General features: G+C 68.9%; 9 protein-coding genes and 1 pseudogene. 6 read left to right on the top strand and 4 right to left on the bottom strand.

Annotation, left to right across the window (positions count from 1 at the left end):
- Position 1: 1 nt before the first annotated feature.
- From kdpC to K2224_RS16655, 3 genes are all read left to right on the top strand, one after another.
- Positions 2–613 carry a potassium-transporting ATPase subunit KdpC gene (gene kdpC, locus K2224_RS16665; RefSeq protein ID WP_221907289.1) on the top strand — a complete coding sequence of 204 codons (612 nt, stop codon included), beginning with the start codon at positions 2–4 and terminating at the stop codon, positions 611–613.
- 121 nt (positions 614–734) lie between these two features.
- Positions 735–1,418 carry a response regulator gene (locus K2224_RS16660; RefSeq protein ID WP_221907288.1) on the top strand — a complete coding sequence of 228 codons (684 nt, stop codon included), beginning with the start codon at positions 735–737 and terminating at the stop codon, positions 1,416–1,418.
- Between the two features lie 70 nt (positions 1,419–1,488).
- On the top strand, positions 1,489–4,035 hold the full coding sequence (locus K2224_RS16655) for a sensor histidine kinase KdpD (protein WP_221907287.1): 2,547 nt from the start codon (positions 1,489–1,491) through the stop codon (positions 4,033–4,035).
- A 357-nt stretch (positions 4,036–4,392) separates the two neighbouring features.
- On the opposite strand, the gene K2224_RS16650 is transcribed toward K2224_RS16655, so the two are convergent.
- Positions 4,393–5,559, bottom strand: coding sequence for an MFS transporter (locus K2224_RS16650; protein WP_260693470.1), 1,167 nt, complete (start codon positions 5,557–5,559; stop codon positions 4,393–4,395).
- A 362-nt stretch (positions 5,560–5,921) separates the two neighbouring features.
- Complete coding sequence (locus K2224_RS16645; RefSeq protein ID WP_221907285.1) at positions 5,922–7,067, bottom strand: cytochrome P450; 1,146 nt, start codon at positions 7,065–7,067, stop codon at positions 5,922–5,924.
- A 441-nt stretch (positions 7,068–7,508) separates the two neighbouring features.
- Here K2224_RS16645 and K2224_RS16640 point away from each other — a divergent pair, with 441 nt between their 5' ends.
- The gene (locus K2224_RS16640) at positions 7,509–7,763 is read left to right on the top strand and encodes a hypothetical protein (protein WP_221907284.1); all 255 of its coding nucleotides are present in this window, start codon (positions 7,509–7,511) and stop codon (positions 7,761–7,763) included.
- A 479-nt stretch (positions 7,764–8,242) separates the two neighbouring features.
- On the opposite strand, the gene K2224_RS16635 is transcribed toward K2224_RS16640, so the two are convergent.
- Positions 8,243–8,875, bottom strand: coding sequence for an RNA polymerase sigma factor (locus K2224_RS16635; protein ID WP_221907283.1), 633 nt, complete (start codon positions 8,873–8,875; stop codon positions 8,243–8,245).
- Positions 8,876–9,133: 258 nt separating this feature from the next.
- Here K2224_RS16635 and K2224_RS16630 point away from each other — a divergent pair.
- Positions 9,134–9,238, top strand: a pseudogene (locus tag K2224_RS16630) (IS5/IS1182 family transposase); the annotation flags it as partial.
- On the opposite strand, the gene K2224_RS16625 reads toward K2224_RS16630, so the two are convergent.
- Complete coding sequence (locus K2224_RS16625; RefSeq protein WP_221907282.1) at positions 9,237–9,449, bottom strand: hypothetical protein; 213 nt, start codon at positions 9,447–9,449, stop codon at positions 9,237–9,239. The pseudogene K2224_RS16630 and the gene K2224_RS16625 sit on opposite strands and share 2 nt — an antisense overlap.
- A gap of 682 nt (positions 9,450–10,131) precedes the next feature.
- Here K2224_RS16625 and K2224_RS16620 point away from each other — a divergent pair.
- Positions 10,132–10,722: an RICIN domain-containing protein gene (locus tag K2224_RS16620; protein WP_221907281.1), complete on the top strand. Its 591-nt coding sequence runs from the start codon at positions 10,132–10,134 to the stop codon at positions 10,720–10,722.
- Positions 10,723–10,801: the final 79 nt, after the last annotated feature.

The following is a 10,801-nucleotide window of genomic DNA, read 5'->3' as shown; positions in this document are numbered from 1 at the left end:
CGTGAACAACTCCGTACGTAGCACCGCCCGGTTGACCTGGGCCGCGGTGCGCATGCTGCTGGTCCTCACGGTCGTGTGCGGCGTCATCTACCCGCTGGTCGTCACAGGCATCGCGCAGGGGCTCTTCCACGACAAGGCCAACGGCTCCGAGGTGACGGTCGACGGCAAGGTCGTCGGCTCCGAACTCATCGGCCAGAGCTGGAACATCAAGGGCACCAAGAACCCCGACCCCAAGTGGTTCCAGGGCCGCCCCTCCAACAGCGACTACGACCCGATGACCACCGGCTCCAGCCAGCTCGGCGCCAGCGACCCCAAGCTGGTCAAGAACGTCAAGGCGGCCAAGAAGCAGGTCGCCGAGTTCAACGGCGTGCCGCAGTCCGAGGTTCCCAAGGACGCGGTCACCGGCTCGGCCTCCGCCATCGACCCCGGCATCTCGCCCGCCTACGCCGAGATCCAGGTCAAACGCGTGGCCCAGCACAACGGACTCAGCGTCGCGCAGGTCGAGAAGCTGGTGCAGGACAACATCACCGGCCGGACCGCCGGATTCCTCGGCGAGCCAGCGGTCAACGTCCTCAAACTCAACGTCGCGGTCAGGGAACTCGCCAAGAGGTGAATCAGTCACCGCAGGAGTAAGAGACCGAAGAGTTGAGTGACGGTGTCGCGGGTGGTCGGGTCGGGGCCCGACCACCCGCGAACCGCACTCGTCACGTAAGAGCGACAGAAAGGTGACACCGATGACCCGGGTGCTGGTGGTCGAGGACGAACCACCACTCGTACGGGCTCTGGAGATCAACCTGAAGGCGCGCGGCTTCGACGTGGACACCGCACCCGACGGAGCACAGGCCCTGCGCTCGGCCGCCGCAAGCGCACCGGACGTCGTGCTGCTCGACCTCGGGCTGCCGGACATGGACGGCATCGACGTGATCAAGGAACTGCGGCAACGGAACCGGGCCTCGATCCTGGTGGTGTCGGCCCGCCGGACCTCCGACGAGAAGATCACCGCCCTCGACGCGGGCGCCGACGACTACATCACCAAGCCCTTCAGCATGGACGAACTGCTGGCCCGGCTACGCGCCGCCGCCCGCAGAACCGATACTGCGAAGCCGTCCGACGACGCACCGGTGATCGTGACCGAGACCTTCACCCTCGACCTCGCGGCCAAGAAGGCACGGCGCGACGGACGCGATGTCCGGCTCACCCCCACCGAGTGGCACCTGCTGGAGGTGCTCGTACGCAACAGCGGCCGACTCGTCGGCCGGCACCAACTGCTGGAGGAGGTATGGGGCACCTCCCAGCGCACACAGACGAACTACCTCCGGGTCTACATGGCACAGCTCAGGCGCAAACTGGAAACCGACCCGGCGCACCCCAAGCACTTCTTCACCGCGCCCGGCATGGGTTACCGCTTCGACCCCTGACCAGGCGGGCCCTGGGCCCTGACGGCCCGGGCCTGGTGCCCTGAACAGAACTTCTCAAAGGCGGGACCACGTGGGACGCGGCAAGCTTCGGATATACCTCGGCGCGGCACCGGGCGTCGGCAAGACCTACGCGATGCTCTCCGAGGCGCATCGCCGCGTGGAGCGCGGCACGGACTGCGTGGTGGCCTTCGTAGAACACCACGACCGGCCGCGCACCGAGGTGATGCTCCACGGTCTGGAACAGATCCCGCGCAAGGAGATGGAGTACCGGGGCACCACCTTCACCGAGATGGACGTCGACGCCGTCCTGGACCGCGCCCCCGCCGTCGCCCTGGTCGACGAGCTCCCGCACACCAACGTCCCCGGCTCCCGCAACGCCAAACGCTGGCAGGACATCGAGGAGCTGCTGGAAGCCGGGATCCACGTGATCTCGACGGTGAACATCCAGCACCTGGAATCCCTCGGCGACATCGTCGAATCGATCACCGGGGTACGGCAGAAGGAAACCGTCCCCGACGAAGTGGTGCGCCGCGCCGACCAGATCGAACTGGTCGACATGTCCCCCCACGCGCTGCGCCGCCGCATGGCCCACGGCAACATCTACCAGTCCCACAAAGTCGACGCAGCACTCTCGAACTACTTCCGGCCCGGAAACCTCACCGCACTGCGCGAGCTGGCGCTGCTGTGGGTGGCCGACCGGGTCGACGAATACCTCCAGGAGTACCGCAGCGAACACGGCGTCTCGAAGATCTGGGGATCACGTGAGCGCATCGTCGTCGGCCTGACCGGCGGCAGCGAGGGGCGCACCCTCATCCGGCGCGCCGCCCGCCTGGCGGAGAAGGGAGCCGGCGGCGAGGTGCTCGCCGTCTACATCGGACGCAGCGACGGCCTGGCCGCCGGCTCTCCCAAAGAGCTCGCCGTCCAGCGCACCCTCGTCGAAGACCTCGGCGGCACCTTCCACCACGTCATGGGCGAGGACATCCCCTCCGCCCTGCTCGAATTCGCCCGCGGCGTGAACGCCACCCAGATAGTCCTGGGGTCCTCCCGCCGCAGGGCATGGCAGTACGTCTTCGGCCCCGGCGTCGGTGCCACCGTCGCCCGCGACTCCGGCCCCGACCTCGACGTCCACATCGTCACCCACGAGGAAGCCGCCAAGGGCCGTAGCCTGCCCGTCAACCGCAGCAGGGGGCTGGGCCGCTCCCGGACCATCTGGGGATGGCTGGCCGGCGTAGTGGGACCCGCGCTGCTGACACTGCTGCTGACCAACATCAACACGGACCTCGGACTCGCCAACGACGTACTGCTGTTCCTGACACTGACCGTAGCGGCGGCACTGCTCGGTGGCTTCCTCCCGGCACTCGCCTCAGCAGCCTTCGGCTCACTGCTGCTGAACTGGTTCTTCACGCCACCGGTGCACCGCATCACCATCGCGGACCCCAAGAACATCCTCGCCCTGGCCGTCTTCGTCCTGGTGGCGGTCTCGGTCGCCTCCGTCGTCGACCTCGCCGCCCGACGCACCCACCAAGCGGCCCGCCTGCGCGCCGAGTCGGAGATCCTCTCCTTCCTGGCCGGCAGCGTCCTGCGCGGCGAAACCACCCTCGACGCCCTCCTGGAGCGGGTCCGCGAGACCTTCGCCATGGACGCCGTGGCCCTCTTGGAGCGGGAGTCCGAGACGGCCCCCTGGACCTGCTCCGGCAGCGTTGGCGACACTGGCCCACTGGCCCGCCCGGAGGATGCGGACGTCGACATGCCCGTCGGCGACCACATGGCGCTCGCGCTGTCCGGCCGCGTGCTGCCCGCCGAGGACCGCCGCGTCCTGGCGGCCTTCGCCGCCCAGGCAGCCGTCATCCTCGACCGCCAGCACCTGCAGTCCCAGGCCGACCACGCCCGCAAACTCGCCGAAGGCAACCGCATCCGCACCGCCCTGCTCGCCGCCGTCAGCCACGACCTGCGCACCCCCCTGGCGAGCATCAAAGCCTCCGTCACCTCCCTGCGCTCCGACGACGTCGAATGGTCCGAGGAAGACCAGGCCGAACTCCTCGCGGGCATCGAGGAAGGTGCCGACCGCCTCGACCACCTGGTCGGCAACCTCCTGGACATGTCCCGCGTGCAGACCGGCACCGTCACGCCCCTGATCCGCGAGATCGACCTCGACGAAGTCGTACCGATGGCCCTCGGCGGAGTCCCCGACGACAGCGTCGTCCTCGACATCCCCGAAGAGCTGCCCATGGTCGCCGTCGACCCCGGACTGCTGGAACGCTCCATCGCCAACATCGTCGAGAACGCGGTCAAGTACAGCCCCGACGGCGAACCCGTCCTGGTCTCCGCAAGCGCCCTGGGCGACCGCGTCGAAATCCGGGTCGCCGACCGCGGCCCCGGAGTCCCCGACGACGCCAAGGACCGCATCTTCGAACCCTTCCAACGCTACGGCGACGCCCCACGCGGCGCGGGCGTCGGCCTCGGCCTGGCCGTCGCCCGCGGCTTCGCCGAGATCATCGGCGCCACCCTCACCGCCGAAGACACCCCCGGCGGCGGCATGACCATGGTCCTCACCGTGCCCACCGCCGCCGGACACCTACCCGCCCGACCCGACCTCCCAGCGGCGGTCACTTCCTGACCAACGGCCAACTCGCCCTTACCGCATCCGGTTTCAACTCGGCGGGATGGTGCTTCATCGCCATCTGTACGGGATTCCTGACCACCCAGACCATCAAGATCCAAGCGCCTCTGGTGTCCAAGCTCCAGGGTCAGGGCCGCCGACGCCGGCGAAGACGGGTCCGCCGCTGTCGCCGTTGACCGCCGCGACTCCATCAGGGGTCAGACCGGTGGCGTAGGCGAGGTCGGTGATGGGCCGATAGGAACCATCGCCGCCCGTGATCCCGATGTCGGTCTTCGCGATCTGGTCCCGCCGACTCCGGCCGCCCGAGCAGTTCACGACGAACGGCGCCAGAAGCGGCCACTGCCGCAAGAGGGCCTAGCGAACGCCCCAGTTGGCCGCCGGACTGCGCCACGCCAGCCAGAGGACGGTGAGCGCACCGAGACCGCCGAAGGCGGCGATGACGAGACCTGGACGAGTGTGGGATCCCAGCGCACCCGATACCGCGATGACCACACCCTGCACAGTCATCAGTCCACTGGTCTGGATGGTGAACAGCCGTCCGCGTAGAGCCGGTTCGCTCCCCGCAAGAATCAGCGGGTCGATTCCCTGATTGCAGGCAAACCCAGCACCGGAGAGCAGGAGAAGGGCCGCCGCCATGGGCAGAGGTGGACCGAATGCGAAGCAGATCAGGGGAAGTTGGGAGAGCAGCACCAGTGGCAGCACGAGGCTGCCGCGGGTCTTGGGACGCATCCGGGCGACGATCAGTTCGCCGAGGACCGTCCCGGCCGCGTAGCCGGTGAAGAGGACTCCGGCCGTGGTGACCGGTGCGCCTGCCTGGGCGGTGTAGGCGACGGCGAGTCCGTCGCCCACCGCCGAGAAGCCGGGGACGGCCCAGGTCAGTTGGATCAGGCGGCGCAGGGGTGGGTTGGCGCGAAGGTGCCGCAGCCCGTCTGCGGAGGCGGGGATGACGGAGCGGAGGGTGCGTTCGCCGTCGGGGTCCGCGGCCGGGGTGGCCTGGGTGCACCAGCCGATGAGCGCAGCGGACAGCAAGAAGCTGGTCGCGTCGCAAGCGAGTAGCCACAGCGGGCCGATGGCGGCGACCAGGACACTGCCGAGGGCGAAGCCGGAGACGACGGCGGACTGGCTGATGGTGCGGAGCAGCGAACGGCCGACCGGGAAGAGGTCGGCGCCGAGCAGGTGGGACAGGCTGGCAGCGCGGGCTCCTTGGAAGAGCGGGGCGACGAACCCGGTGACGAGGAGCAGCGCGAGCAGCGCGGGGACTGGCAGGCCGGGGATGAGCATGGTGGCGATGCAGGCGGCGCTCAGCAGGTCGCAGCAGACCAGCACGCGGCGGGGCGGGAATCGGTCGGCCAGCGAGGACAGCAGGGTGCCGCCGACGGCGTATGGCAGAAAGGAGCAGACGAGGACCAGTGCGGACAGGAACGCGGAGCTGGTGCGCTGGAAGACCAGGATGGACAGGGCGACTTCGGCGGCCAAGGTGCCAGCCATGGACACGGCATGTGCGGTGAAGACCGCGGGCATGCCGGGGACGCGCAGCACTGCCCCCATTCCGGTGTTCCCTCGGGTGGACGTCAGCGTCCGGGCCACGGGTTGCCCCCAGTGGTGTTTTCGTGAGGTGACCTCGTGGGGCCTGGTGCACCGGGCCCCACGAGGTTCCCCAAAAGTCCTGCTCGGTGGTGCATTCATACCTGTACTCGTTGCGCTGAGCGGTACTCAGTCGCTTCTGCTCGGGCCCGGCGTCGCGGCCGCCCCGGCGTCAGTGGTGTCAGTGGACGTGGCGCATGATGCTCTCCTCTCCGTGCTGACGGCAGGCACATCGCCGCGGGGCTCGCCCCATGCGGGAGCGCACCCCGCGACGAAACTCGGGGTGGTGCGGCCGGGGCTCAGAGCGCCACGTGGAGCTCGAACATCCCGTGTTCGGTGACGTTGGGCCGCGGGTGCGGCTCGGCGACGAGCCGCGCGTTGGGGTAGCGGTGACCGAGGGTGCCGAACACGATCCGTGCGATCACGGTGGCTGCCTGGGCGCCCAAGCAGGCGTGTGGTCCGCGGCCGAAGCCGAGGTGGCGGTTGGGGGTGCGGTCCCAGCGCGCCGCATCGGGGGCGTCGAACGCCCTCGGGTCGCGGTTGGCGGCACCGAGGAACATGGACACGATCTGGCCCTTGCGGATCTGCTGACCGCCGAGCACGGTGTCCTCGACGCAGGCGCGGCTCTCGACGTGGACGGGGCTGGCGAACCGGACGAGTTCGTTGACGGCGAGATCGCTGTCCACCGGCCTGCGCAGTTCTGGTGGGATGCGCAGCAGTGCGTACAGGCCGGCGGTGAGAAATCGGCTCGCTGTCTGGAAACCTGCCTGGAGCACGACGCGCAGCGAGTTGTGCAGCACCTCCCGTTCGACACCGGCCTCCTTGGCGCGGCGCACCACATGGGCGGTGAACCCTTCCGGCAGCGGGGCATCGAACCATTCGCCGACGAGCGCGGAGAGCTCGGCGCGCGCTTGGACCCCGGGCTCGTAGCATTCGGGCCGTAGGCTGGAATCCATGCCGTCGACGATGGTGTGCGAGCGCGGGACGAACCAGTCGGGGTCGACGCGCGGGACGCCTAACAGCCGGGTGACGGCGTGCAGGGTGAGCGGTTCGGCGATCCTCGTGACGAAGTCGAAGTCGTCGGCCCCCTCGACCTCGGCGAGGGACTCGTCGAGGTCGGCTCGGATGCTGCGTTCGAGGGCTTCGAGGTCCGCGGCCTTGAACCCCTCAAGCATCAGGTGCCGGATGCGGGTGTGCTCGGGCGGGTCGAGTGTCTGGAGGCTGAGCAGGGAGGCCGGGGTGTCCACCCCGACCCGGCGCCAGTCCTGGCAGAACCGTTCGGCGTCACGCAGTGCGGTGAACGCTTCCTCGTAGCCGGTGATGAGCCAGGCTTCGATTTCGGGGCTCCACAGCACCGGCGAACGTCCGTACCATTCACGGTAGATGGGATGGGGGTCCAGCAGCGCACTCGGTTCGAGCAGACTCCAGATGGTGGCTCCGGCCATGTTCCGTACTCCCTTCATGCGCCGCTCCAGCAGTCGCCTCGTGGTGGCGTTGTGTCCTTGCTTCAACAGAGGGGCAGGGGGGCCGCTGGATACACGAGGGTAGAGATTCTTTTCTCGCACCGGGCACGCGAGGGCTTCTCGGGTGGTCGGCAGGCCGATGCCGGGTGTGGGCACGCCGTAGGCGAGGCCGGCAGCTCCGGCCCGACAATCCACACCGATCCGCGCTGATACCTCGCGGGCGAGGAAGCTGCCGACGAACTCGATGGTGGCGTCCGTCCGTATCCTGATCCGTCGCTCCCCGCCCCGGCCGCCGGAACTCAGGGCCGTTGAGGCCCTGCCTGCGGCTGACCGTAAAGCGGTACAGTCATGGAGTCGGCTGGGACACAGCCACAGCACGCTTCGCGGAACCGGGGGCCCGAAGCCCCACAGGGACGAACTGCGATGAATGACATCGACTGGACCGGCGAACTGGCAGCCCTCCACCAGGAGGAACATCTCTACGAGCAACTCCGCTCAGACGTCGGCCTCCCACCGGACTCCACGGTGGACCGGGCTATCGCAACTGTCCGGGAGGCCCTGCGCCCGTATGGCCCGCAGCCGCACCAGTCGCCCGACGCCCCTGCTGCCAACACCGAACCCGAGGTCGTTCCCACTCCGGTCCGCAGTAGACCGACGCACTCGGCCCGCCGTGGCTGACAACCGACCGGCGTACGGACGGGAGCCGGTTTCTCCATGGTCGCGGCGGATCAGCAGTCGGTGGCCGTCGGCCCGCGGTTCGGCCAGGTCGACGACGGCCCAGTTGTAGCGGCCCCCTTGGGCGCCGTCACCGCCCGCGAATACGGCCCCGTCGCCGAGTCCGGCGGCCCGGCAGTGGTCCGGACCACACCGCCCGCTGACCGAGGTGGGGCGGATTTTCCGGATGCACAGGTATCACCGGCGGCGGAAGGTGTTTCCCATGGTCTCGGCGCGGCGGTAGGCACGCAGGGCGTCAGGTCGGTGGGGGAGAGGCGGATGCTGGCGCCTTCACCGGCCTCGACGACCAACATGTCGCGTGTGGGCCGGGTGCGGGAGGGCGTAGGTTCCGGCATTCGCCAGACCAGGGTCGTCCATGACTCACGGCCGGATCGGGCTCGTCAGCTGGTCCGGCCGGCTACAGATCGCGATCTACGGCTGAACTACTGATCAGGGTCCGTATTCGCCTTTAATCTGGCTCGTATTGTCGCCAGAATGCGGCGCCGTGTCGGCCCGATGGAACCGCGGGCCATTCCGGATGCCGCAGCGATATCGTCGTAACTGAGCGCGGGCTCGGCGAAGAGGAGAGCCAGCAGGACCTGGTGCTCGTCCGGCAGGCTCCGGATGGCGGCCCACAGCCGGGTGCTGTCGACCTGGGCGAGCGCCTGCTCCTCCGGCGAGGAGGCGGTCAGTGTGGCGGCCACGCTCAATTCCGCCGGGTCCGACACGCTCAGGACACGGCGGCTCTGCCGGGATCGGTTGACGGCCTCCCGCTTGGCCACGGTCACCAGCCAGGCTGCCACCCGGCCGGGTTGCTTGAGGCTGCCGATGTGCTCGACCAGGCGCTGCCAGGTGAACTGGTAGACGTCCTCGGAGTCCGCATGGCTCAGGCCGTGCGAGCGCACCACGGTCCACACGACGGGGCTGTAGAGGCGGATGAGGCGCTCCCACGCGGTGGCGTCGCGCGCGCGGCAGCGGCCCACCAGCACATCAAGGTCCTTCGTGCCGCGCTGCTCCGAAATCCGTATGCCTGCGCTATCAGCGTTCTGGACCTGGCCTGCGTTGCCGCCCCCCATAAAAGCCTCCCCTTAGGCCTGAACTCGCACCAGCTGAGCACTCTTGATTGCGCCTATCAACGACGGCTGTTGGGGATGCCATCCGCACTCACCAGCGCGGCTGCGGCACCGTGCACCCACACGGGGTGGCCCGAGCCGGCTGGCGTGGGAACAGACACGGGATCTGCGCTGCAGTCCTCGTACTCACCGGGTCACGGTACCCCGTTGGACCGACCGGGCACCCCCGACCGTGACATCTGACCACGCACACTCCGGTAGCAGGAGTCCCATGACCACGTCCTGCTCGACGCCACGCTCGCCGAGTGCGACCGCGTGGGCGACAGCCGGGCCGACTACCCGGCGGCGGCTCGCACCCACCGGATCACCAGGAACTGCGGGTGCTCGGGCGGTGGTTGACGCGCATGCCCGGAACGCCGTCCACCGCCGCGGCCTTGGAGCCGAAGTCGTGGTGCACCGCGAAGGCGGCGACCCGGGCGCCCGGCCGACAGCTCCGTGCCCGGAAGGCGCCGATGTGCACGCGGACTCCGCCGCTGTCGACGAACTGGCCGCAAGCGTCGGCCTGCTGGCCCGGCATGGCCGCAACGTGTTGCTCGCCGGGCTGCACACCACCCCGGTGCTGCCCGCCGCAGCTGCGTGTGGAGGAGGGCTCCGTCATCGGCCTCGCCATCACCCGGACCACCGCCGGAACCACCGTCCGCTCAGCGCCTGTTGGCCGTCCCGAGGCAGCGCCGGTGCCGTGTAGCCAGGAGCGCGCGATGCGGCGGGAACGCGCCCTCCTCGTCATCGCCCACCGGATGTCCACCGTCGAAGCAGTGGACACCGTCGTCATGCTCGCGAACGGTACGGCCCGCGCCACGGGTACGTACGCCGAACTCCTGCGCAGCAACCCGGGTTTCCAGCGGCTCGTCGATCGCACCGCCGGCGTCAACGGGGCACGTCACATGTCTTTCGTCAAGCGAGGTGTGGGGTTCCCGACGAAAGGCCATCCCCTCAACAGGGGGACACAGTCATGCCAGGTCCGGAGGCCGGCGGCCCTCTTGCAGGACCGCGAAGAACATAACGGGCGGCGCGGCCTGACCGTCCCGCATCGGCGTCACCTCACACCGCGTTGCTTCAGTTCAGACGCAGGGACCTCCCGGGGATTCCGCACCGGGCGCACCGCTCTGGTTCCCCCTTCATTTCCTGTGCATCCTGTTCTGTGCACGCCACGGCGCATCGGGAGGACCGCGCGGCGCCGCCGACGAAGGGAATGCGTCATGAACGTCCGCAAGCGCATCACCGCAATCACAGCCACCACGGCCCTCACAGGGTTGGCGGTGGCGGGCCTGACCGTGCCGGCCCGGGCGGCACACCGTCCGCACCCCGGCCGCACGGCCACATCCACCGCGGTGACTTCCCCTACCGTCCTGTTAAGCGGCGGGCTCAAGCTCGTGCCGGCAGGCGCTGGGTACAACTACATCGTCAATGAGCACAGCGGGAAGTGCCTGACCGTCGACGGATACAGCAGCAGCAACGGTGCTGCCGTCAACCAGTACACCTGTGTCGGGCAGTACAACCAGCAGTGGATCGCCTCGATGTCGAAAACCGGCTTCCAGTTGCAGGCTCGGCACAGCGGTCGCTGCATGAGCGTCAAGGGCGGGAGCAAGCGCAAAGGAGCCCCCGTGATCCAGTGGAACTGCAATGGATCGCTGGATCAGGCGTTCATCGGCGCAAACAAGAGGCTGATTCCCCAGCACAGTCGTGAGTGTCTGAGCATCCAGGGTGGAAGCACCGCCAACCGCGCCCCGCTCGTCCAGTGGAGCTGCAACGGCGCGTCCGATCAGAACTTCCTGCCGCGACACGCCTGATCAGTCGTGAGCCGCCTTGATCCGTCCGTCACTCGACGCCCGATGCTGTGACGGGAATGATCAACGTGCGGACGTCGCC

The organism is Streptomyces sp. BHT-5-2 (assembly GCF_019774615.1).
Lineage (GTDB): Bacteria > Actinomycetota > Actinomycetes > Streptomycetales > Streptomycetaceae > Streptomyces.
This window is presented reverse-complemented; position numbering and strand designations above follow the sequence as displayed.

What these genes read in the sequence shown, in the direction of transcription:
- K2224_RS16660 (WP_221907288.1), top strand. Translation starts at nt 735, where the DNA reads ATGACCCGGGTGCTGGTGGTCGAGGACGAACCACCACTCGTACGGGCT.
- K2224_RS16650 (WP_260693470.1), bottom strand. Translation starts at nt 5,559, where the DNA reads ATGCCCGCGGTCTTCACCGCACATGCCGTGTCCATGGCTGGCACCTTG.
- K2224_RS16645 (WP_221907285.1), bottom strand. Translation starts at nt 7,067, where the DNA reads ATGGCCGGAGCCACCATCTGGAGTCTGCTCGAACCGAGTGCGCTGCTG.
- K2224_RS16640 (WP_221907284.1), top strand. Translation starts at nt 7,509, where the DNA reads ATGAATGACATCGACTGGACCGGCGAACTGGCAGCCCTCCACCAGGAG.
- K2224_RS16635 (WP_221907283.1), bottom strand. Translation starts at nt 8,875, where the DNA reads ATGGGGGGCGGCAACGCAGGCCAGGTCCAGAACGCTGATAGCGCAGGC.
- K2224_RS16625 (WP_221907282.1), bottom strand. Translation starts at nt 9,449, where the DNA reads ATGCCGGGCCAGCAGGCCGACGCTTGCGGCCAGTTCGTCGACAGCGGC.
- K2224_RS16620 (WP_221907281.1), top strand. Translation starts at nt 10,132, where the DNA reads ATGAACGTCCGCAAGCGCATCACCGCAATCACAGCCACCACGGCCCTC.